The sequence below is a fragment of the Pseudomonas sp. FSL W5-0203 genome (assembly GCF_001896155.1).
GTDB classification, from domain to species: Bacteria; Pseudomonadota; Gammaproteobacteria; order Pseudomonadales; family Pseudomonadaceae; genus Aquipseudomonas; species Aquipseudomonas paracarnis.
The window spans coordinates 15,871-39,035 of sequence record NZ_MPOR01000046.1; the positions used below are offsets into that span (position 1 = coordinate 15,871).

The window sequence follows — 23,165 nt, forward strand, 5'->3', positions numbered from 1 at the left end:
CTACCACACCAGTATCTGCAAACTTGGCTTCACCGCTGGGCGAATACCGTTGTCGTCGCTCAGGGTTTGCCGGGCGCCGGTCAGCGGGTCCAGCAGTTCTGCGTGTTTGATGCCGGGCAGGCTGATGCTGCTGCCTTTGGCGCTCCAATACATCAGCAGGTGTTTTCCGTCAGGGCGGGTCCAGGCCACGCTGTAGAAGCTGTCCGGTACATCCTGCAACTGCGGCGTGTTGCCGGGTTTAAGCGTGGGGCCGGTAATCTCCAGGAAGCGGGCGAGGGCGGTGTATACCGGCTTGGGTTCGCCATCAAGGTTCAACAGGCCGTAATGCTGGTCGCGTGGCGAGGCGCGTTGGTCGAGGTCGGACAGCGCGAACAGGAAAATCTTCTGGTAGTCCTGGGACGCCATCAACGCCAGGCGGCGCAAGGTGTAGTCGGCCTGCCCGTCGATACCGATCAGGTCCTGCATCTCCTTGGGGCCGGCGTAGCTGGACCAGCCCCACTCGGTGGCCCATACGTTCTTGATCCCGGCGCCGTGCAGCATTGAGTTGAGTTGATCACCGCGCAGCAGCACTTCGTTCTTGCCCGGCTCATCGGTTTCCGGGGTCATCGAATAAGGGTGATAGGCCGCGACCATGCCCAGGTTTTGCACACCCAGCGCGCCGAGTGCTTCGAACATCAGGGTTTTGCCACGCGGCGGCATTTGGCTGTAGTACGCCATGCCGCCCATGACCTGCAGTTTGCCGGGCGCGGCAAGGTTCAGGGCCTGGTGACTGGCCAATAACAATTGCCCGTACTCCTTGGCGTCGACTTTGGGGCGCCAGTTGTTCGGCAGGTTCTGCTCGTTCCACACCTGCCAGGCATCAATAGTGGGGTAGCGTTTGGCCAGAAGTGCCAGGCGCAACGCATACACTTCCGGATCCCGCGGTCGGTACTGATCCTGGAACTGCGCACCCTTGGGGGCGGTGGTGATAAAGGGCGCCGAGCCCACCAGGTAAAACACCGAGCGGATTTTTTCAGCGGTCAGGGTGCGGTCCAGTTCATCGAAGGTGCTGAGCTGATAACCGTCTTCTTTGGGTTCCAGGCGATCCCAGTGCAGGTCGACCCGCACCCATTGCAATCCAAGCTTTTTATACTGCTTGATCTGCTTGTGGTACTGCTCGGGTGTGAACCACAGAAAGTGTGCGTTTACGCCGAGAAAGTCCTTCCAGACGACGGTGCGCTCCGGGGCCAGGTTCACCGGCTGCGCATCGACTTTTTCACTCAACAGCAGGGCGCTACCGACGGCGATTGACAGCGCCAGCGGCAAGTAGCGCCACAGTGGGCGAACGGATGACAGGTTCATCGCAACGGCTCCTCACAAGCATCCCGAAATAATTCAGCAAACCGCTGGGCCGTGTTGGCCCACTGGCGTTGGTGGCCGATTTCTCCAGCCCGGGCGGCCCATTGCTGCGCCTGTTGCGGGTCAAGGATCAATCGGCTCAAGGCGTTGCTCAAGGACGCTGTATCGCCCTGCTGATAGGTGATGCCATTACCGCCAGCCACCTCTTCGGCAAAGGCGCGGGCGTTGGAGGTGATCACCCCGCGCCCGCATGCATTGGCCCACGACAGCGCGCCACTGGTGCCGCGCATTTGCCCTAGGAAACTGAGTTTTTTCGATTCGCGATAGGGCAGCACCATCACGTGGTGCGCCTGGATCGTAGAAGGGATCTGCGCCGATGGCAGGTCCAGTTGCCAGTCCACCACATCCTCAAGATGCAGGGCGCTGATCTGCTCGCGCAGGCCATCAAGGTAGTTGCCGGCGGGGTCAAAGGTCATTTCCGGCGCGGTGCCACCGGCCAGGGTCAGGCGTACCTGGCTTCGGCATTGCGGGTGGGCGGCCAGTGACTGGGCCAGGGCCTGGAGCAGGTCCTCAATGCCCTTGCCACGGTAGATAAAACCGAAATACAACAGGCGCAGTGGCGCCAATGGCGGCAACGCCTGGGGCACGATGGGCAGGTTGCCATGGGCAATCACCGCCACCTGTTGCGGGCGCAGGCCCATGCGCTGGCGCAGGCAGTCGCCGCCCAGGCGGGTGAGGGTGATCAGGCGGCGCATGCCTTTGGCCAGGCGCCGCTCTTCGTGCAAGGTCAACGGGTCGGCCAGCAGCGCCGCCGCCTGGGGCAGCGGATGGGGCAGGCGTTCAAGCAGGGTCAAGGGGAAAAACAGCTTGGCCCGGCGCCAGATCAGGCGCTCCGGGTCATGCACCGTGGCGGTCAACGGCAGGTGCGGTTGCGCCCGGCGCAGGTACTCCAGCGCCTGGAACTCACCGAAGCGCCCACCCCCCAGTTCGGCATGCACCAGGTCCACGCCGCGCCAGTCGAAGGCCTGCAGGCGCTTCAACTGTTCAGGCAATTCCAGGCAGCCGGCGAGCGGGGTCACCACCTCCAGCCCCTGTTCGATCAACGCATGGCGCAGATGCGCGGCGTAATCGGCGATCCCGGTCTGCTCCGGTGGCAGCGGCGCCAGCAGTGCGATACGCATCAGGCCGCCCCGCGCCAGCTGTTGAGTCGTGCCAGCACCTTGGCCGGCACTTCGAAGCGACGGCGGTTGAGGATCATGCCGTCGACTTTGCCGAACGCGGTGGTCAGCAACGACACGGCATTTTCGATCGTCGGTACGGTGCTGGTGCGGGCCTCGATCACCAGTACGATCTGGTCAGCGCGGCGCAGCGTCAGGAAGGCCTGCGGGTTGGAGGACAGCGCCGAGGCGTCCAGCAGCAACACCTCACCCGGCGTTGGCGCGCTCGCCCCATCGACCGAGACGCGGTGACCACGTTCCTCCAGCAGACGCTTGAGTTGCGAGGCGATAAAGGTCACACCCTCGCCATGGCGCGCCGAGGTCAGGCCCAGGGCAAAACCGTCGGCGGCAATGCGATCCAGGGGCAGCAGGCTGTACAAGCGGTAGAGGCTGGCGGTGACGGCTGCCGGCGTTGCGTCTTGCACATCGGGAATGCTGCTCCACAGCGGCACATGGAACATCTCCTGCAAGCGCGTGCCATCGTGGATGCGCTGGTCCAGCAGGTACAGCACATAGATGGTCAGCAAGCCCACGGCCACGCCGGCGGGAATGGCGAACAACAGCATCAGCAGGCTCTTGGGAAACACGCGGGCCGGGTTGAGGGTGGCGTGTTCGATCAGGGCAATGTTACTGATCTGGCTATTGTCCAGTTCGTGGTCGATTCGCGCCTGTTCAAGATTGTCCGAGTACAACGCATAGCTCTTTTCGGCCGTGCGCAGTTGTTGGCTCAGGGTGTTGAGTTGCGGTTCATCGGTCATCGCCTGGTCACGCTGGGCGCGCAGTTCGGCAAGGGTCTTGTCGTAGTTCTCGATCTCCCCGGCCAGTTTGCGCTCTTGCAACTGGGCGTCGATCATTTGCTGTTTAACGTTGATCACCAGGCTGTTGGGCGCGGTGTTCTGCGAGCGTTCCAGGCGTGTAGCTTCCTGGGCGCTGAGGGCTTCCATGTCGCGGATGTTCTGCTCGATCTGATTGACCTGCGGCGTGCCCGGCAGGTAAGTGCGCAGCAGCCGAGCCCGCTCCACTTGCAGCGCATTGAGCTGGCGCTTGAGGTCGAGCTGGGTGGGGTTGAGGCTGGTTTCGCGCATCGTGACCACGTCTGCCGGCTGGCTCTTGATCTGCTGGCTGGCGTTGGCCAGGAGGCTGCGAATCCCCGATATCTGGTTCTGTGCGCTGACCTTGGCATCGGTGACGCGGTCGATCTGGTTGGTCAGGTTCTTCAGGCGTGCATCGACACTGATCGAGTCGATCTGCTTCAAGCGGCCTTGCAACTGATCTTTCAGACTCTGGATGTTCTCTGCCACCTTGGCGCGTTCGGTTTCATAGAAGGTGTGCAGGCTCTTGCGCCCGAGAATTCGTGCACGCTCTTCAAGGTAGGCATTGACCCATTCCTCGACGATTTTTTGCGCCACCGCCGGATCGTCCCAGGTGAAGGAAATCTCGATCACCGAAGAACCCGGCTCGTGGCCGGCGGTGAAGTTCTTCTCCAGTGAGGTCGCCAGGCGTTCCAGCGGGCTTTGTTTCTCGGCAAGGCCGACGAACTGCAGCACACTACGAATGCCATTGATGACTTCGCCCACGCCCTTTTTGATGTAGAACTTGGTGACCTTCCAGAAGCCTTGCGGCGGTTCGGCGGTCATCGCCATATAGCGCTCGGCGACGATATGCACGATGGGTCGGCCGGTGAGCATTTTTTCTTCGTCGACAATCGGGTCGTGCTGGGTGCTCGGGGCAATCAGTGTCTGGCGGTTGGCGGCCTCGATCGGCAAGGTGGTGTTATCCCGCCCCGGCTTGACCAGCAAGCGCGCGTCCGACTCGTAGCGAGCCGGCAGCAGGAAGGCACCGAGCACGGCGATGACGATCGTGGTGAGCACGGCCAGTTTGAATTCGCGGCGGTAGATGAAAAACAGCCGCAGCAGGTCGCGAAGAGAGCGGATTTCGATCACAGGATCACTCCATTGATGAGGAGATGAAGATACGTAGCAGGCGCATACATCGAGTTACCAGAGACGCGTTCCATTGCTATGGCACCCCAGGAATATTGATTTTTTCGATGTTGGTGGTCGTGTTCCCGCTGTTCTTCACGCCGCTATCGTTGAGGTCGTAGTTAAAGCCCACGCCAATCCCCTTGTTGATCGGAAACAGCCGCGTGAAGTACATATCCACAGCCTCCACCGTCGCGCCGATGCCCGACTGCGGCACAAAGATCAAATCGCCGCGCTGCAACGCCACCCGCGGGTGATTGGGGTTGGTCAGCATGCTCTCCAGGCTGATGAAGTACGTCCTGTACTTGCCATCGGGGCCAGTGCGCAGCAAGGCTACGTTGGAGGCATCTGCTGAGGGCAATACACCACCGGAGCTGAGCAGCGCCTGCTCGACGCTGACGTTGCCGGCCAGGTCGAAAAACGCCGGGTTGGACACCGCACCGCCGATAAACACCTTGTTGCTCGGTGCGCTGGCGATGTTCACCGTCACCGCAGGTTCGCGGTAGATGCGCTTGTACTTCTCGGTGATCTCCTTGCCCAGGTCTTCGGGCGTGCGCAAGGCCGCCTTGACTCGGCCAATGTTGGGCACCGAGATCACGCCGTCAGGGCGCACCACAAATATCGTCATGTCATCGGCCGCCGCCGGCTCCTGGGCATCACGCACGATCCGCAGCGAGTCGCCGCTCTGGATCAACACCTGCGGGGGCGGCAGGTCACCCAGGGTCAGCGCCGCTTGATGGCCGGCCTTGAGCGTGTCGTTATCAGGAAGCGGCACCCGCGCGGGGGTCGAACAACCAGCCAGCCAGATTGAGGCACTCAAGAGGCCGAGCAGGGTAAGACGGAAACGTCGGTTGATAGTCTTCATGACGGCTCAAGTCCAGTAGGTGGAAAACATGCCCAGGCGCCGTTTAAGCGCGTTGGGCAGGTGGCGTTCAAGGTGGCCGAGGCGATAGCCCAGCAATTTAAAGGCACTGCGCTCCACCAATTTTCTTCCCAGGAAGACCCAGGAAGACCCAGAAAAGCCGTAAAGCCTAGAGAAATCAAAGCTTTACGGCTTTTTTATTGCCCACGTTTTCCCACCTAATCCCAGGGCATCCCGCGGTTGACGGGGGCATATATGGGGGCATAAAACGCTCATCAGCTCGCTCGGAGAGGATGTGCCCCCAATGCCCCTGAAAGACACCAACTGCCGCAACGCCAAGCCCCAGGACAAGCCATACCGTCTCTACGACGAACAAGGTTTGTACCTGGAAGTGCAGCCCAACGGAGGCCGTTACTGGCGCTTGAAGTACCGCTTTCTTGGAAAAGAAAAACGCCTGGCCCTTGGCGTTTACCCCGAGGTCGGCCTGCAGGAGGCCCGTCGCAAACGTGATGACGCTCGTGTTCAGCTTGCAGACGGCCAAGACCCTTCGCTGCAAAGACGTATGGCCAAGGTGGTCAGCCAGCTCGATCACCAGCACACCTTTGAGTCCGTTGCTAAGCAATGGCTCACCATTCGCGAATCATCCTGGGATCCGGAGTACACCCGCACGGTGCGGCAGCGCCTTGAGCTCAATGCCTTCCCCTGGCTGGGAAAACTCCCGATCAGCAGCATCAGCACGCCCATGCTGGTCGAAAACCTCCAGCGCATCATCAAGCGCGGTGCTCGTGAGACGGCGCGTCGTGTAGCCCAAATCTACAAACAGATTTTCGAGTTCGCCGAAGCGGCCGGAATCACCCCACCCAACCAGATTGGTAACCTTTCTCGTACGCTCCCAGCCAAGCGGGTGAAACACTTTGCCGCCGTGACCGACCCTGAAAAACTCGGCGCACTGCTCAAAGCACTGGATAGCTACACGGGAACACTGCCCGTTTGTTGTGCACTCAAACTGGCCCCGTTGCTGTTCTGCCGGCCTGGCGACCTGCGCCACATGGAGTGGTCAGAGGTCAACCTGGATGCTGGCGAGTGGTTGATTCCCGGCCACAAGATGAAAGGGCTCACTGTCACCAAACAGGATCGCCCGGATCATCTGGTCCCACTCAGCCAACAAGCAATCGCGGTTCTGCGCGAGCTGAAACCACTCACTGGCAGACACCGATACGCCTTTCCCTCTGCCCGAGGAGGCGACCGACCGATGTCCAACAATGCCGTCCTCAGCGCGTTGCGCCGCATGGACATCAGCGGCGACGAAATGACAGGGCATGGCTTTCGTGCGACAGCGAGAACCATCGGTGCTGAAGTGTTGGGGTTTCGCCCCGATCTCCTAGAACATCAGCTTGCTCACACGGTAAAAAATCCGCTGGGACGTGCGTACGATCGAACCTCATTTCTGCCAGAGCGGCGCGAAATGATGCAGACATGGGCCGACTATTTGGACTCGATAAAAACTGAATACGCGCTCGTGCGCGAGTAACTGCATGGACTTGACCAGTCATTTGCATTCGATCTGACCAATCGCTCGCATGGCTACGGGGCGAAACCAGTCATTCACGAATGAATCCGCCACCAAGTCAGGCCGTTCGAGCCAACGTTGCTTCAACGACAGGTATCTGAGCGGAGCAGTCACCCCATGCAGCTGCTCAGGGACAGCAGATGGCCTAAGCGGTCGCTCAAGAGGTGCCCATGAACGACTGCCATGCAGCGATTGCAGTCGCTCACACCATCAGACTTACCGCCCGATAGCTACGCTTGGCACCGTGGGAGCCTGCCGCTCGGCTCTTGCTTCAAATAGGTCAGGCAATCGTTCGCCTATGGCCATCCAGCTAATACTTCCTGCGTAAAGACTGCGCTTCGCGGCAAGATCCCGCTCGCCACGACGTTTTCCAGGGTGGTCGCCGGGTCGGCGACAAAGAACGTTAGCACCAGCCCCCGCTGGGCGCGAGTGCAACAGACGTAAAGCAGTCGCAGCGTTCGACTCCAGGTGTTTTCATCTCCGTCCTGGGCTCGTGCACGATCTGCAGCACGGGCATCAGCGCTGGCGAAGACCCGCTCGTAGTTGTAGGTTCGGTAGTCGCTCTCCTCCTCGTCCATCACGACGATGACGCGGTCGAATTGGGCGCCCTTCACGCCGTGCTGGGTGGCATAGGGGGAGCCTTCTGAGACATAGCGTTCGTAGGGCCGAAGTTCTTGTGCAGTGCACTTGAAGAACTTGACCATTGCTGCGTCGGAGGATCGCCCTTCGGCCGGAGCTGCCTCGGCCTCCTGAGCTGCGTCGGCAACATCTCCGATGAACCCAAGCGCCCGGCCATAACGCTCGTCGAACTCGAATAGGCCCGCATCGCGAAGATGGAGGGCAATGTCCCCAATGGTGTTGCCAGGATCATCGAGCATGGCGACGAGTTTCAAAACGGCGGCATGCAGCTCTCGCAGTACATCTACGGCACGGCGACCGGTCAGGGCATAAGGCGCCAGGCGCGGGCTGAATTCCCGGAGCAGGTTCATCGCTGCGAACTCGTTGCCGGCCTTCATCGCTGCAACGATCGGCAGCGCGAAACCTAGGAAAGGTCGAACGGGCCAGCCGGTGCCATCCTGCATCCCTTGCTTCATGGACTCCGACGTCTTGTCGTTCAGCGCCGAGTAGATGCCGCCGAAGCCGAGCCGGTTTGCGGCCATGCGGTGCACGATGACGAGAATCTTGACCGCGATGTCTGGGGTCGTCCAACCCTCGTCGCTGGTTGTCGCCGCGCTCCACGCCCTGACTCTTGCCAGGGTCTCTGTTCGGTTCAGCGTGTTCGGCAGGACAAACATCCGGGCCGAGCCCTCTACCGGCTGGAGGGCCCCATCGACCCTCTCGTGCAGCCCGCGGACTTGCTCCATGCCGTCGCCCTGCGCGCGTACGGCGTTGGCAACGTCAAGGATCTGCTTGGCGCAGCGAAAGTTCTCCGGCTTCATGATGGACCGCCAATGGTCTTCGAGTGGGATGTCCCCTGCGCCTCTCATGAAGATCGACTGCATTGGGTCGCCAAAAAACCCGAGGCAGAACTTGTCCCGCATCTGGGTTTCCACTTCCTTGAAGGACTTCACCACCCCTGGGAACGTGTCCTGACTCTCGTCGATGAACACGAACGGATAGTTCAGCGCCACGAGCCGTCGGAACAGCGGGCGGTTTTGCAGCAGGAAGTCGGTGAGCTGAAGGATGTCCTCGTGGCCGAGGATGCCCTTCGCGTAGTCACTGCCTACGCCGTAATTGAAAGTCTTAACGCCAGCCACAGCCTCCAGGTTTCGGGCATAACGATCCTGATCAGCCTTGTTCCTATCGCGCGTGGTCTGTCGAACACGCGAGCTGTAGTTCTTGAACTCTTCTTCAAGCTCGGAGATCCGCCTGCGGATGTCGTTCTGTAGCCAAACCTTGATGTCCGCCTGAAACGTCTTGGTAATAGACCAGTAGAAGCTGTGGATGGTCGAGACATGAACCAGCGGGTCGTCGTTAACGTCCGCCAAGATTTCTTTGACGGCGAGGTCGGTATATGTGATGCAGGCGACCTTCTGCCTTTTCGCCCGCATGCTGGCGCCGTGCTCCGACATCACCCAGTCCAGCGCCTTGATAAGAGATGTGGTCTTGCCGGAACCTGCGCCGGCGCGGACCACGAAGGGCTGCGGGGGCTTCGCGGCAATGCACGCATGGATCTCGAGGTCGGCGTCGGTGTCCGGACTATCGATTCGCCTACTCATGCCCTCTGCCCCACATTAGCAACGACGGCGACAACACCGGCCGCAGTCGGCTCAATCGTCGCGACCTCGGTGGCGATGGCCACGTCCGCCTCAATCTCGTGGGCCACTTTAGCTTCGAGCCAGGCTAAGCCCTCGGCGATGTACGCGGGGACCTTCCAGGAATTGAGCGGTCCGCTTGCGAGGACCTCCAGCGCAAAGCGAGTCTTGTCGAAATTCTTGCCGATCACCCTTTTGTGCAACTTCTCAGCCAGTTCCTCAGGGGTGTTTGGTGCGCGCTTCAGCTTGAGTCCGACCGCCCGGTTGGCCTCAGCTTGGCACCAGTCGGAGTTCTCAAGACCGAAGGCCTCCTCAAGCGTACGGCCGCAGAGCTGCGAGGTCGTGGTCCCCACCGTCACCAAAACCTTGGTCTGATAGGCCACCCTAACCTCAGCGCTGGACCCCTCGGCCAGCGGCAGCGTCTTTTGCTCCGACGCGACTTCCCAGAGTTCGGCCACCGACCGCTTCTTCGGGATCCAGCTGATGAGGGTTTGGTTGGACGTGACGGCACCCTCTACGTGCGCATGGCAGGTGCTGCCACGCTTCTTGGACTTCTTCTTGCCGCCCGGTTCTGCTTCGTCATCGTCTTCGAGCTCGAAGGGCTTCAGGTCGTCGTCCTCGTTATCTCCGTCGACGGCGCCGCCAGCTCCTGCGTCTTGCTCGGCGGCATCCTCGGCATCCGCCTTGACCGCCACGCTGTCTAGATCCGTGATGACCAGCGTCGTGAGTCCAACGAAGGCGATCAATTCCTGGAACCGATGCGCGAACGCGCCACCGACTTCAAGGATGGTCAGGGCGGAGGAACGCAGGCGCTTGGCCGCCGACTCGATCATGGCAGGCAAGAGTAGGCGCTCGACATTGCCTTCCACCAAGATGACCGCATCGGAAAAGAAGAGATCGCAGTGTGTCAGTTTCAGATACCGCTGCAGGAATTCGCGCGCTGGAGCGTCGGCCGCGCCCGTCTTGAAAAGGGAAAGATTCCTTACCTCAGTGTGATGGTCCAGTTGGTCACTGGCACGGCGGAAATATCTGATGGGAGAGAACCCGCGCTCATAGAGGATGTGTGGGGAGTGCGTGGTGACAACGAGCTGCGTGTGGAAAAACGTCGCGTGATCGTTGGCATCCTCAAGGAGGCGCAAAACGTTCCTGATGAAGACCTGCTGGATCTGAGCATGCAGATGCGCCTCAGGCTCTTCAATGAAGATCAGATGCAGCGGCGCCCGTTTGTCTTCCTCGGCTTTCCACTGCTCGTGCAGGTCGAGGAGTTCAACCACCATATAGACTAGATTCTTGAACCCCAGGCCGTTGTAGCTGTCGGGAAGTTGCGCGGTGACCGCGCCCGGAACCACGTAGTGGACCTTGGCATCCTGCCCCAGGACGGTGGTCGGGTCCAAGGCTGCACGAATCACGATCTCGGGGTTGTTGACACCCGGATAGCCGAGTTTGGCGAGGCGCTTGAGGGTGTCGCTGAAGACTTCCTCCAGGTGGAAGTTCAGTTCTTTTTCCGAGGTATCGAGCGCTTTGAGCGCCGCATGGTCGTCGCCACGTTTCTCCAGGTTGCGGTGATAGAAACGGCTCAGACGCCGCGACAGGCTCTCGGCGCGGTCAGAGCTTCCAGCATCCGGGTCATCGAGGTGCCGCTGCGCACGCAGGAAGTCCACCCTAACCAGAGACTTGAGAATGGCCGCGCCACCCGGCTCCTTGCCTAGAGGCAGCGGCTCGTAGTCGGCCTCCTTTGCCTGATAGCCGACAAATGCGCGCTCATCGAGCACGTAGTAGCGGAACGTGTATTCCTTACTCAGCTCCTTGGTGAGGTACTTCGTCAGGCTTTCCGGCCAGGGCTTGTACTCGCCGTGGTCCGTTACCACTGCAGCCGCATCTTCCGCGCCCGCCTCCACGGCAGACTCCCTGGCTGCAACGCGCCTGGCCGCCAGCGCGATCGCCGCGTTGTTGGCCTTCTCATGCAGTTCATGGAATCTCCGGACGAGCGCATGGGCGTCCCGAGGCTCGAACGCCACCCGGATCCCGACGCACTTGCCGTCCCACTCCGTGCTCGGCAGAAGCGACATTGCAGTGGCGAGGTCGTCTTCACCGACGCGAAACCAGAGATCCAAAAGAATGGACGGCAACATCTTGGGCGCGTCCTCATCGCCTGGAGGCGTCCTGCCGATGGCGTCGATCTCGGCCCACAGCGCCGCGCTGAAGTCGAAGAGTTCGAACTTTTTCGCTTCGCCACGGAGCATCGAGTACAAGCCTTGTACGGCAGACGTCTTCCCGCTGTTGTTAGCGCCAACGAAGATGGAAATCTCGTCGTCAAGCTCAATGACGACGTCGCGCAGTCGGCGATAGTTCTGCAGCCGATATGCCTGTAGCTTCATAATCACCTCTTCCTAAGTGTTGCCGGGACAGCTTGGTGCTGAGCACGTAGGCCGGCAGCTTTCCTTTGAGCGCTCGCGCTTTTTTCCACTTGCTGAATCTAACAGCATATATGTGCGGATGCCGAGACGTGACTTATGTAGCGCACGCCATGCTGAGAGCGCCAGAAAATCGTCAAGACCCTGCCAAACTCGATATCGGCACAGATGGCTAGTTGAGCCCGATAGAGCGCCTATCAGCCAGCTAACTACTGCCTTGGTTGGGCCACCCTTTCCCAACCAAGGCAGAGAATCTGCTGATTGCCAGCCCGGCACTCTCATGTTAAAAATTGCCCGTCCCAAGCGATCCCTATCGATCCGCAACGGTCCGCCACGTCGCTCTGGTAACGACGTTAAAAAACTTTCGCCTCGTTCGCATCCGCTGAACGGGCCGCATCAGCTGCCATTGGCTGATTTGCGTATCTGGTCAGAACACTCGCAGTCCGTTCTGCCCCTAGAAGCCTTAGTGCCCTAGAACTTCTGTAGCCCACAACGACCTCCGACGCTACCGACCATAAATCTCGGAAACGCGCATATACCTATGCGTGTGGCAAATGCCCCTGCTCGCTATATAGCCAGCCGATATCCGTCTTTTTACCCTTTTTAGCAGTAGTGCCGGAGGACGCTGCCCCACGCTCCAGAACCTAGGACTCAAAACCTATGGCAATGCACGTTAGCAACTTTGACGACGTCGGCGACGATGACAAGATTCTTCGTTTGCGCGATGTCGAAGCAATCGTCGGCCTAAAACGTTCAACGATCTATCGGAAAATATCGGAAGGCCTTTTCCCGCGACAGCGCCTTTTGTGCGGCTCCAGCGTCGGTTGGCGTAATAGCGAAGTCCAGGCTTGGATTCGGCAAAGGGAGGCGCTGTAATGCAGCGCCGAACACCTCAACAACCGGGCTGGATGATAGAACTCACAGCAGCGGTCGATATTCCAGCGGAAAAAATCCAGTGGATTTGGCCAGGCTGGCTGCCAAAGGCAAAGTTATCCATTCTTGCCGGCGCAGGTGGATGCGGCAAAACCACGCTGGCAATCTCGCTGGCCGCCACGCTCAGCAGAGGTGGTGACTGGCCAGACGGCAGCAAATGTGAGGCAGCAGGCAACATCGTAATCTGGAGCGGCGAGGATGGTATCGCTGACACGATCATTCCCCGCCTTAGGGCTGCAGATGCAGACCTAACCCGCGTGCACATAATCGAAGGGCTAAGTGATCAGCGTGGGAACAGGCGACAGTTTGATCCTGCAGCCAACTTTGCCCTTTTGAATGAGGCAGCCGCACGGATTGACGGCGTTTCATTGCTGATTTTCGATCCACTGATCAATCTTATTCGTGGGGATATGCACCGAGCAAACGAGGTTCGGCAAGGGCTACAAATGGTAGTGGATTTTGCAGAGCGGCATTGTTGCGCTGTCCTCGGCATATCTCACCTGAACAAAGGTACGGCCCAGTCTTCCGCCGCTAATCGTGTAATCGGCAGCCAGGCATTCTCCGCGCTCGCTCGCACTGTACTGGTGGCAGAGAAGGATCAAAATTCAGAAGCCAGGGTGCTTGTCCGAGCCAAGTCCAACGTTTCGATTGATAACGGAGGAATCGAGTATTTCGTTGAGCCCATCGTTATAGACGAGCAGTTGGAGACAACCTGGATCCGATGGGGAGAGGCCATCGACGGTAGCGCTGAAGCCATTCTCGCTGCTATCGAGCAAACGGGTGACGCCAGACCCGCATCAGCTACTCAAGAAGCGCGCAGCTTTCTTGAGGAGACGTTGCAAGCTGGGCCTGTTGCAATCAATGAGTTGATGGGTTTAGCTGAAGAACGTTGCATTTCTCCGGCGTCACTTCGCAGAGCCCAGAAACAGCTAGGTATACGTTCACACAAAACAGGTATGCAGGGCGGATGGGCATGGGAGCTTCCCACCGCTCCCTGAAGGCGCTCAACGCACGTCGAAGGTGCTCAATACTTGTGTTGAGCACCTTCGTTTTTATTGAACGCCTTCGACTCGCGAGAGAGTCTGTATGACTGATTCCGCAGATAAAACCCCGGCACGCCAGGCGCACAGGTCGACCACGAACTACTTCCCAATGAAATAGAGATTGCCGTTCTTGTTGTAAATAGCGGCAGGTCGGAAGTCCTTAGGCCAATTCCGTCCAGGATAGTATGCATACATCCATTCGGGCAGGTGACGAGCAATACCCGCCAGCGCATCCATGCCGTCCTTATCAGCTCTGCTAGCGTCAGCAAATAGTTCGCCTGAGGGATCGGTCAGGAAAATCGGGCCGTAGGCTTTCTCGGCCGAAATGAATGCTGGCGCAGCGCTCGCCGGAGCGTCGAACGGTGCAGGGTTCCCAGCAGCCAAATCTGCAAGCCTGTCGTATTTCTTGCCTGATCCGTCAGCGTACTTAGCCGGCTCATGACGCAACTTTGAGATTTTCCCACCGAAGTATTTTTCTCTCGCATCAAGCCAGGCCGACCTGACCAACGCAGATGCCTCCTTTGGGTTAGACGCGAGTTCCTCAGGCACCCACGCAGCAACCTGGTAATGATAGACAGGGCCAGCGCTGCCACCACCCAGCAAGAACAACCCGATGCCAAGAGAGGCTGCTCCTGCGCTGCTAAAACCAGTTGGAGGTGACACGTATCCCAAACCTGCCGTCGCTAGACCTCCAGAGCCTCCCGAAGACCGCGGCGCGCTCAGGTTATCTGCTTCATTCCCAACCATTTCACTTGGAATATCGCGCTGACCATCGATGCGCATGGCTTCCAGAACCAGCATGGCATCGGACCATTTCTCGCGAGGAACATCTTTTGGTTCTGGCAACGTGACCTTCGGGGTACTGGAGCAACCAACCAGCGCAACCAACAGCAAGGTACCAACGCATCCCTTCACAGAAAAAAGCGTCGACATGAAAACTCCCTACTTATTCAGTGGTAGTCCGGCACACGTAGTACGCCGGAGACATCCTTCACTTGCCTGCTAGGTCATAGCGCCCAAAAATTATCTGGCCAACTTCAGCGGAAAATACCACCACCACGCAAACGACCGCAGATCATTTCGGCGAACCGACGTAGCGGTAAAGCGTTGTTCGAGAAACGCCATACCGTCGGGCAACATCGGTTACCTGTATCTCAGGATCTCTGAGAAGAGCCCGTATCTCACGCACCTGACGATCATCCAGCGCAGGCTTGCGTCCACCTTTTCTCCCACGGGCACGAGCCGCAGCCAGTCCTGCACGAGTTCGTTCTCGAATGAGGTTGCGCTCAAACTCAGCCAGGGCAGCGAACACGTGAAAGATTAGCTTGCCGGCAGCGCTGGTGGTTTCGATTCGTTCGGTTATGGATTCGAAGGCCACCTCTTCCTGCTCCAAGCTACTGACAATCCCAACCAAGTCAGGCAAAGAGCGACCGAGGCGGTCCAGTCGCCAGACAACCAGAGTGTCACCATTACGCAGAGCTTTAAGGCAATGCCCCAGCTCCGGCCTGTCCGCCGACTTGCCGCTCATGGTCTCCTCGTAGACTGTTGAGCACCCAGCCAGAGCAAGTGCATCTCGCTGCAGGTCGAGGTTCTGATCATCAGTCGACACTCGGGCATATCCAATCCGCTTTCCCATACGTTTTTCTCTCACTGATTTCGGTACAGGAAAAGTGACAGGAAAGCGGTAAATCCCAAGTCCAAAAGATCAGCTGGAATATGTGTGCCGTCAACGACCGTTTACGGGACGGATGCGCTCGTCAATTTCAGGTGCTGAAAGCGACCGAAAACGAACCACAGGATATTTTTTCTTCCTCAACATTCCCTACAGCAGCTCAGCACCTGAGCTGATTGGAGGAATGACCATGAAGCAGAGTTTCCACCTACATTTTGATCGGGACTTGAGCAAGGCCGGTTCGGCGATCCTCAGGGAGGCAGTCCGGCGCGGCCTCCTCAGCCAACACGAGGCAATGATCCACGACCAGCAGTGGGCCCAGTTTAGTATTTACGCCAAGGAGTCTCATGAGGTGGACATCCTGGAGCTCGTCAATAAAAAACTGGTGCGGCAATACGGCGAAGAACTCTGTATCCAGGTGTACCACGGGAATCTCTCGCAGCAAGGCGCGGCGAACTTGCTTGAGACCGTGTATTCAGTAATGGCCCTTGCAACCGATGGTGGCTGGAAAGTCGCGACAGCTGACGTTGGCGACCGTATTGGCTTTCCTAACCATGCACGGATTACCGTCCCGCGCAGCCTTGATCAAGCGAGGTTCGAGGCAGCTGTAGAAGACGTTCAAACTCGCCTCTCTGAGCACCTGGCGGTGGTGATTATGTTAGTACGGTATCTGGGCATTTCGCTGCGTGAAGCGTTTTTCTTCGATGCCCGAATAGCTCTGAATGACGCCAAAGCAGACGGATATCATTCGGTAAGTAACGGCAGCGAAGATCCATACGATCACCGCAAAATTAATATCTCAGGGGGCAAGCAGATCGCCGTTTTGGAAACGGCCTCGGCAGTTCAAGGTGTGCGGCACTGTCACCATCCAAGACAAGAAGCATGGCGGATATGGCGGCAAAACAGCCTACCTGCAGCTAAGGAGCTTTTGCTTGCTCATGGGTTAAATTTTGATGATTGCCGCTCAGCGTATGCCTGCGAGCTCTACGAACAATGGGCCGATCATAAAGCTCCGATTCTTGGGGGAAACGCTCCCCACGACGAGGATCTAGAGGCGCGGGATCACGTCGCCTACGAGCTCGGAAATTTACGTATCTGGGAAACTGATGCATACGTCGGTGCCCGAGCCACCCTACTGAAGGAAGCAGCCGGTACCAGCCGCTAAGGCACTACGCAGCAGATTTGGGATTAGATCAGACGCCCTTAAACTTGGCTTACTTCGAGTCAAAGGAGTCAGGGCGTGGATCGTTTTGAATTGTTGGTATATGCGGTACTTGCGGTCATCAGTGCGCTCACCATCACAGGTGCTGTTGGCTACATGGTCGCAGCGTATCTGGACAAGAAGCGTGGCGACGATTGAGTCTTCAGCGGTATGACCAGATACCTGTAACAAACTGTCCGCTGCCTTTTCATCGGCAGCGGGCGCCTACCCGAATCCACCTGCAAGGCATCACTACTGCGATACGCAATATTTGCCACCCAAGTCCATGAGATCAGCGATGACCTTGGCTGGGTAGTCAGTTGCCGCGTCAATGCGAAAATGACCGGAGCGCCGAAGCGCTTAGATCAACGGCATGCTCGCTTCTCGATGTGGCGAATTAGCTTGCCCGGTACGCCATAACCCGTGCGCCGACTCGCAGACAACATCTGATCTTGGGTTTTCCTAAAACTACCGGAGAGTGTCTAGCGACCTCATCTATCCGGAGCACCACCATGGAATTTCGCCACCTCGGTAACGGGCAGTACTTCCCACCCATTGCACCAAACGGTCGGGTTTACGCCGTACCTCTTGGGCAGGAAACCCAGGTAGAAATTTTCTGCCTGACACCAGTAGGCATCATGGGCGCGGGCGTCCAATCGCACTGGTCAGAAATCGTTGGTTTTTACTACGACGACGAATCATGGGAGATCATCCCGCGCAATTACTCGGGACGAGGAATGCGCTTCCGCAGAGGCCTCTCCTGCATCATGGTGATCGCCGGCAGCGAGGCTCTCACGACCCACATCCAGGGCTACCCCATCCCCATCTGCGTAATGAACCGCATTGCATTCGAACAGCAGCGATGCAGTGAAGGGTAGCGCATCACCGCCGCCATCCGCTGCGCGACACAGGTACCAGCTAGACCGGCACCTACCAATGTTTATTTTATGAAAGTGAAGCCTCTCACTGCTAATACAGATCGCAGTTGGCCAGCAGCCTTGGACGTACGCATCACTGCTAATAGCAAATATAGCCTTTGAACCCCGCATGCACTGGCCTGCTGGCTGGCAGCGAGTAGATTTAGCGCACTACACTGCTTATAGCCCGTAACCTACTCAAGCGCTGCAACATGTCGCACAGGAATTCACTGCTGATACAAGAAAGCCCCGTCAGACCATGCTGCACGGGGCTTTCGGACGCTAAAATCGGTTCAGATCCGTTCGGCACTGCTTATAGGCACTCAGCCTCTACTCTCCCGAATAGAGACCGCCATGATCAAGCGCTTGGTATCTAGACAGTTTCTTTTCATAAGCGACCAACGTCCGACGCAGCTGACGATTCTCGCTGGCAATGCTACGAATCTCAGCAAGACGCTCCTCAACCTGCAAAACCAGGCGGCGGTAAGGGTATTTAACAAACTCGAACGAGGAAGCCGGGTATTTGTGTTTGCCATTGCCCTTGGCAATAGTAAGGGGCGCGAATTTGTTTTTTTGCCCATGCAGTGGCACCAGTTTGCACCAGTAGATCGAGTACGCATTCGGGCTCGTTTGCTTGATTGACACGGCAGCTACAACAGATCTGGCCCCAGTCTTTTTGTACAGCTTCATGGACGCATCCACATAGCTTGTTACCAGGCGTCTCGCGTCCACCAACAACTGCTCATATTGCTGATCCAGCAAGGCGACTATCGCTTGCGGTTCTTTGCTCATGGCCAAGGCTCCAACTGCTTCTAGAGCCCAAATGGTGGCATCTCATCCGGTATCAAAAATTCGCTTTCAGGCGATTTTACCGTCAGAAATTTACGGAAGCGGAGTTGGCAATGCACCGCTGCCGCTCTGCCGCGCGTTAGATGGGCGGCAGATGACGACATTGCAGACGTACAGCAACATTACGTGCAAAGGATGCACAACAGACGACGACGGATGCCCTGGCTCGAGATTGAACAGAATCAACGAATGCCAAAGTGACGATAAGCAGGCAATGGCCAAGAGCTGATCCTTCTGATCGACGGCTTCCGCCCCAAGCCGGATCTTTACCGCTCGCGCTTCGAACATTGCGGTGTTGGTTCGCAAACATTCCCAACCACAAGCAGAATGGCAGTTGCGCAAAACAAAAACGGTTATGACCCGCCTTTCCCGACTGGCGAATGCAAAGTCGTAGGCAGCGCACGGGTAGCACGGAGTTCTTCCGCGATAATGGTCGCCTGCTGCAGAGCGGCACTGTCAAGAAACGAAGCGTTCAGATCGAACGTGATGGCATCGTCGTCGGAGCTTTCCTTTATCGCATAGGGCCCGAAGAGGATGTCGTTGCTTCCCTCAACATGGGGCTGGAAACGTGACAGGGGATTACGACTGTCGTTCCCATTGTGTATCGCTATCGCGGAACCATTGTCGCTATACATGGTACGCAGAACGGAGGGATCGCGCTTGCCGCTAATCCATTGCCGGGGCGTGACAGGATCGCCGTCCATTACTAGGGGCACGCGCAAGAGGTAAATTACCTCGTCCGCGTCCTCGAGCCTACTGAACGCAGCATCATAGTCCGGCTGCCTACCCAACACGCAGTCGATGTCCACCTGTATGTCGAAGAAGGCCACTTTGCCGGCATTCGCTCGCACGTCATAAAGGAGATCCAGAAGTTTTGGGCTACCTTGGTCAGCCGCGGTAGGGCAGAACGTGTACCAGCCGGAAATGACGGGCATCTCAACACCTATCACTGCTGGCGTAATAGCTGGCTCTGCCTGGCTCGGAATTGCTTTCTGGGAACTGTTTGCTGCCGGGGATGCCACAGAGCCTGACACTTCTGCTCCAGGAGGAGGTGCGCTGTCAACTGCAGGACCCTCATGCAACAAAGCCCATAATCTAGCCCAGTCTAGGGGGCTATAGATCGCCAGTCATCAGTAGCTCTCTCAGTATGCTGAGATTTTTCCTGATTTCAGCTTCTACCTTTCCAGAATAATCAAGTGCCTCAAGCGTATTCTTTGTTTGGTTCATTGCCTCTGCTATTATATCAATGGCAGTTTTTCTTGATGCTGCCATATTTTCTAGAGTCTGTTCCCCTGCATTTAGCATTGTTACGATATCTTGTTTGCTTAACTTATCATAATTCACGTTACGGAGTTGCTCTAGTATTAACTCTTGATCCGACATATATGATCCTCTTTATTATTATCGATTTGTTGTTTATGATAATATTAATTATTTCATTGTTCCAGAAAAAAACAGCTGGGATAGTGTATCATAAAAAATATATTTCGAGCGAATGGGGAAAGTCGGTCGAGCCATGCGCATAACCAATCCATGGCATTGGACGCACAGTATATCGTTACCGGTGGATAAATGAATTAACCGCTCAATCCACTAGGTTGCGACGACGCAATCAGTTCATGGACGGTGCGGTTTATCTATTACCCCTCTAGATAAATGAGCAGGGACAAACTTCGCCACCCAAGATGGCACTTTTTCTACCGGCATGGGTTTCGCAATACCATAGCCTTGCGCTACATCACAACCTAGGTTCATCAGCAACACTCCGTGCTCAACCGTTTCCACCCCTTCAGCAATAACCTCGCGGTTAAACGATTTCGCTAGGCCGATGATCGCCTTAGTCAGCCCCAAGCTGTCTTTATCGATGAGTATGTCGCGTATAAAAGATTTGTCTATCTTGATTGACTGCGTGGGCAGTTGTTTAAGGTAGCTCAGCGATGAATACCCGGTTCCAAAGTCGTCCAACGAAAATGTCACACCCAGATCCTGGCAAGCAATGAGGCACTGAGTGACATGTGATAAGTGTTCTATCACCACTGATTCGGTAATCTCAATATCCAACATCTGCGGCAAAACATTAGGGTGGCTGTCCAGCAAAAAATTTAGGGACTTTACAAAGTTTTCTTTTTTCAAATGTAATGCTGCAATGTTTACACTCACAGACCACGAATGACCCAAGTCCGCCCATTGTTCTATTTGACTGAGCGCCTGATCTATGACCCACTCGCCGATCTCCACGATCAGATCGCTCTGCTCAATCAACGGTATAAAATACTGCGGTAATATAAGTCCATCTCGCGGATGCTGCCAACGCAATAGTGCTTCAAAACCAATCACTGCCCCACTGCTCAAACTTATTTTTGGTTGATAATGCAAGCATAACTCACCATCATGTAACGCTTGGCGAACCCGTATTACGGTATCAAAAGCTGATTTATCCATCTTATCTTTTGATACATCAAACAAATAGAAACAGTTACGGCCACTTTGTTTAGCCTTATACATAGCCTGATCGGCATGACGTAGCAGTGTATCGGCATTCTCATTATCGTTTGGATAGAGCGTCACACCGATACTGGCGGAAATATTAATGCCTATGCCATCGATGATGTAGACGGCGGAAAGGGCAGCTAAAAGCCTCTGCAGGGCGCTTTCCAACACCTTGGGATCCCGCACACCCAAAATCAGCACGAACTCATCGCCTCCCAAACGGGCTACGGTATCTTCGATACGCATACTATGTTTCAGGCGATCAGCCACCGCCACTAACAGACGATCACCTATCTCGTGGCCATAGCGGTCGTTAATCTGCTTAAACCCATCGAGATCAAGCACGCCCACGGCAACCGTGCTGGACTGGCTCTTTGCTTTGACAATAGCCTGATCAAGCGCTTTGGACAGCAAAAAACGATTTGGAAGACCCGTCAGCTCGTCGTGCTCAGCCTGCCATTGCAAGGTTTCCAGAAACTTCCGCTTTTCGGTCACATCGAAACGAATGGAAACGTATTTCTGCACCCGCTGGCTGGCATCATCGTACATGGGTACAATGGTGCTCTCTACCCAATACAGGCTGCCATCCTTTTTACGGTTGCAAATTTCACCTTTCCATACCTGCCCACGTGAAACTTTTTTCCACATATCAATAAAGAACTCAGGGGGATGCTGCCCTGAGTTTAGTATGCGGTGGTTTTGCCCAATCAACTCCTGTGCGCTATAGCCAGAAATATTACAGAACTGCTCATTGACATAGGTGATTATTCCGGATTTATCGGTTTCCGAGAAAATAGCTGCCGCATCCACCGCTGCACGGTATCTTGCACTCATATATAAACCTAATTCACCAAAATAGTCATAAGGTCACTACCTGTTGAACCGTTCAACCAACGAGTTTAAACCACGGGATGTACTTTCAAGTTCGCGGCCACGAATCACGGCGGAGTTAGCATTCTTCGCTGTTCTCTCAACCGTTCCCGCTACGTTATTAATCTGCCGAGCAATATCTTCAGCGACACTAGCCTGCTCTTCTGAAGCGGCTGCCATTTGCTGGCTCATACCACTGATCCGTTCAACAGCATCGCGAATGCCTTGGAGAGCACACTGCGCCTCTATAACTTGCTGTACACCGTGGTCGGCCTCGCGAATACCGAGTTTGGCAATGCTCACAGCCTCATCTGCGCCTTTTTTAAGGGTTTCAATGACGTTTTGAATTTGTTGAGTCGATACGCGGGTTTTAGCGGCCAAGGCCCGGACTTCATCAGCTACTACCGCAAAACCACGACCCTGCTCACCAGCCCTAGCCGCTTCAATTGCAGCGTTGAGAGCGAGTAGGTTGGTTTGATCAGCAATGGCTTGAATCACCCCCGCAGCAGCCATAATTTGCTGGGTTTCATTGGCAAGGTAATCCACAGCAGTGCTGATATTCGTGACGGTACTGGCCAGCAACTGAATGGCCTCACGGGAAGTACCGGCGACTTTATCACCTTGTTCAGCCAGTTCATTTGCTGCTTGCGCTTCCATGGCGGTTTTTTGAACATGCCCTGCCACTTCGTTGATTGAGGCCGCCATCTCCGTCATGGCGGCTGCCGTCATGTCCGTTTCCGCTCGCTGCTCCAGCAAGGCATTTTCAGTTTGGTTCGAGAGTAAGGAGGAATGCGCAGCGGCTTCAGCCACTTGGCTGGCCAGATCGCTTAGCCGAGTCAGTGCGGTTTTAAGGCGTGCATCCTCACTAATCAATATCATTTCCAACTGCGCTGAAGGGCCATACGTATCGCTGTAAGTGATGGCGCTAATCGGATCTGAAAAAGCGTCAGGGGCGCATTTCATGATATGACTCAACTGATGTTCCAGCCGCGTATAGGACCACCATCCTGTAACGAGAAAGAGCACGGCAGTTACCGCTTGTGCTGCCAGGCTTGGCAGCACGCTAGCCGCACCTATTGCCAACGCAGCCGCAGTTGCAGGTAAGACCATCCTCCTCATGAATGCCGCATAATGACGATTTTGGGGAATGGAATTTTTACCTGCACGCAACCGGTCATACAGCTTTTGTGCGCGATCAATTTGCTCCCGAGTCGGCTTGACTCTAACGGACTCGTAGCCTGTTAAGCGGCCATCTTCGAGAATAGGTGTCACATACGCACTGACCCAATAGAAGTCACCATTCTTGCAGCGATTCTTGATGATACCCATCCAGCTTTTGCCAGCCTTCAGATAGCCCCACATCAGCCCGAAAACAGCTGGAGGCATGTCGGGATGACGAACCAAATTGTGCGGACTGCCCAACAACTCTTCACGAGAATAGCCACTTATTCTCGGCGGTTGCAGGAGCTGAGTGCAACACGGTTATTGAATTGAAGCCGGAGCATCATGCCGCATTGCCATGGAATTTTGCATGACCTCTCCCATCACCTCG

At 56.4% G+C, this 23,165-nt stretch carries 18 protein-coding genes and 1 pseudogene; 5 read left to right on the forward strand and 14 right to left on the reverse strand.

What is annotated here, in order from left to right; all coding sequences use genetic code 11:
- The 5 genes and pseudogenes from BOP96_RS25710 to BOP96_RS30675 all read right to left on the reverse strand — a co-directional run.
- Positions 1 to 1,341 (reverse strand): beta-galactosidase, encoded by a 1,341-nt coding sequence (locus BOP96_RS25710; protein WP_073454364.1) that lies wholly within the window; start codon positions 1,339 to 1,341, stop codon positions 1 to 3.
- Positions 1,338 to 2,519: a glycosyltransferase gene (locus tag BOP96_RS25715; RefSeq protein ID WP_019818724.1), complete on the reverse strand. Its 1,182-nt coding sequence runs from the start codon at positions 2,517 to 2,519 to the stop codon at positions 1,338 to 1,340. Before BOP96_RS25715 ends, BOP96_RS25710 begins: the two co-directional genes overlap by 4 nt.
- Positions 2,519 to 4,498, reverse strand: a complete 1,980-nt coding sequence (locus BOP96_RS25720; protein ID WP_073454366.1) for a GumC family protein — start codon at positions 4,496 to 4,498, stop codon at positions 2,519 to 2,521. The genes BOP96_RS25715 and BOP96_RS25720 overlap by 1 nt, the downstream gene beginning before the upstream one ends.
- A 76-nt stretch (positions 4,499 to 4,574) precedes the next feature.
- The gene (locus BOP96_RS25725) at positions 4,575 to 5,402 is read right to left on the reverse strand and encodes a polysaccharide biosynthesis/export family protein (RefSeq protein WP_073454368.1); all 828 of its coding nucleotides are present in this window, start codon (positions 5,400 to 5,402) and stop codon (positions 4,575 to 4,577) included.
- A gap of 6 nt (positions 5,403 to 5,408) precedes the next feature.
- Positions 5,409 to 5,513, reverse strand: a pseudogene (locus BOP96_RS30675) (glycosyltransferase family 2 protein); the annotation flags it as partial.
- Between the two features lie 190 nt (positions 5,514 to 5,703).
- Between BOP96_RS30675 and BOP96_RS25730 the strand changes: the two are divergent.
- Entirely contained in the window at positions 5,704 to 6,930 is a 1,227-nt protein-coding gene (locus tag BOP96_RS25730) for a tyrosine-type recombinase/integrase (RefSeq protein ID WP_057390526.1), read from the forward strand.
- A gap of 335 nt (positions 6,931 to 7,265) precedes the next feature.
- On the opposite strand, the gene BOP96_RS25735 is transcribed toward BOP96_RS25730, so the two are convergent.
- The gene (locus tag BOP96_RS25735) at positions 7,266 to 9,188 is read right to left on the reverse strand and encodes a UvrD-helicase domain-containing protein (protein WP_057390525.1); all 1,923 of its coding nucleotides are present in this window, start codon (positions 9,186 to 9,188) and stop codon (positions 7,266 to 7,268) included.
- On the reverse strand, positions 9,185 to 11,602 hold the full coding sequence (locus BOP96_RS25740) for an AAA family ATPase (protein WP_073454369.1): 2,418 nt from the start codon (positions 11,600 to 11,602) through the stop codon (positions 9,185 to 9,187). The genes BOP96_RS25735 and BOP96_RS25740 overlap by 4 nt, the downstream gene beginning before the upstream one ends.
- 696 nt (positions 11,603 to 12,298) lie before the next feature.
- Between BOP96_RS25740 and BOP96_RS25745 the strand changes: the two genes are divergently transcribed.
- Both BOP96_RS25745 and BOP96_RS25750 read left to right on the forward strand, forming a co-directional pair.
- Entirely contained in the window at positions 12,299 to 12,514 is a 216-nt protein-coding gene (locus BOP96_RS25745) for a helix-turn-helix transcriptional regulator (protein ID WP_034133699.1), read from the forward strand.
- Positions 12,514 to 13,569, forward strand: coding sequence for an AAA family ATPase (locus BOP96_RS25750; RefSeq protein ID WP_073454371.1), 1,056 nt, complete (start codon positions 12,514 to 12,516; stop codon positions 13,567 to 13,569). The genes BOP96_RS25745 and BOP96_RS25750 overlap by 1 nt, the downstream gene beginning before the upstream one ends.
- 144 nt (positions 13,570 to 13,713) lie before the next feature.
- On the opposite strand, the gene BOP96_RS25755 is transcribed toward BOP96_RS25750, so the two are convergent.
- Together BOP96_RS25755 and BOP96_RS25760 are read right to left on the reverse strand one after the other, a co-directional pair.
- Entirely contained in the window at positions 13,714 to 14,547 is an 834-nt protein-coding gene (locus tag BOP96_RS25755; protein WP_073454373.1) for a hypothetical protein, read from the reverse strand.
- A gap of 142 nt (positions 14,548 to 14,689) precedes the next feature.
- Entirely contained in the window at positions 14,690 to 15,250 is a 561-nt protein-coding gene (locus BOP96_RS25760) for a recombinase family protein (protein WP_057390523.1), read from the reverse strand.
- A 226-nt stretch (positions 15,251 to 15,476) separates the two neighbouring features.
- Between BOP96_RS25760 and BOP96_RS25765 the strand changes: the two genes are divergently transcribed.
- Both BOP96_RS25765 and BOP96_RS25770 read left to right on the forward strand, forming a co-directional pair.
- A complete protein-coding gene (locus tag BOP96_RS25765) occupies positions 15,477 to 16,451 on the forward strand; it encodes a hypothetical protein (protein ID WP_017735522.1) in 975 nt (324 codons plus the stop codon).
- A 548-nt stretch (positions 16,452 to 16,999) separates the two neighbouring features.
- Positions 17,000 to 17,365, forward strand: coding sequence for a hypothetical protein (locus BOP96_RS25770; RefSeq protein ID WP_017735521.1), 366 nt, complete (start codon positions 17,000 to 17,002; stop codon positions 17,363 to 17,365).
- Between the two features lie 369 nt (positions 17,366 to 17,734).
- Here BOP96_RS25770 and mobI read toward each other — a convergent pair whose 3' ends face one another.
- The 5 genes from mobI to BOP96_RS25795 form a co-directional block, all read right to left on the reverse strand.
- The gene (gene mobI / locus BOP96_RS25775; RefSeq protein ID WP_014754508.1) at positions 17,735 to 18,196 is read right to left on the reverse strand and encodes a conjugative transfer protein MobI(A/C); all 462 of its coding nucleotides are present in this window, start codon (positions 18,194 to 18,196) and stop codon (positions 17,735 to 17,737) included.
- Between the two features lie 410 nt (positions 18,197 to 18,606).
- On the reverse strand, positions 18,607 to 19,188 hold the full coding sequence (locus BOP96_RS25780; protein WP_017735520.1) for a hypothetical protein: 582 nt from the start codon (positions 19,186 to 19,188) through the stop codon (positions 18,607 to 18,609).
- 178 nt (positions 19,189 to 19,366) lie between these two features.
- Positions 19,367 to 19,636 carry a hypothetical protein gene (locus BOP96_RS25785; RefSeq protein WP_012274344.1) on the reverse strand — a complete coding sequence of 90 codons (270 nt, stop codon included), beginning with the start codon at positions 19,634 to 19,636 and terminating at the stop codon, positions 19,367 to 19,369.
- Positions 19,637 to 19,870: 234 nt separating this feature from the next.
- On the reverse strand, positions 19,871 to 21,577 hold the full coding sequence (locus BOP96_RS25790; RefSeq protein ID WP_073454375.1) for a putative bifunctional diguanylate cyclase/phosphodiesterase: 1,707 nt from the start codon (positions 21,575 to 21,577) through the stop codon (positions 19,871 to 19,873).
- A gap of 36 nt (positions 21,578 to 21,613) precedes the next feature.
- A complete protein-coding gene (locus BOP96_RS25795) occupies positions 21,614 to 23,077 on the reverse strand; it encodes a methyl-accepting chemotaxis protein (RefSeq protein ID WP_373420033.1) in 1,464 nt (487 codons plus the stop codon).
- Between the last annotated feature and the right edge of the window lie 88 nt (positions 23,078 to 23,165).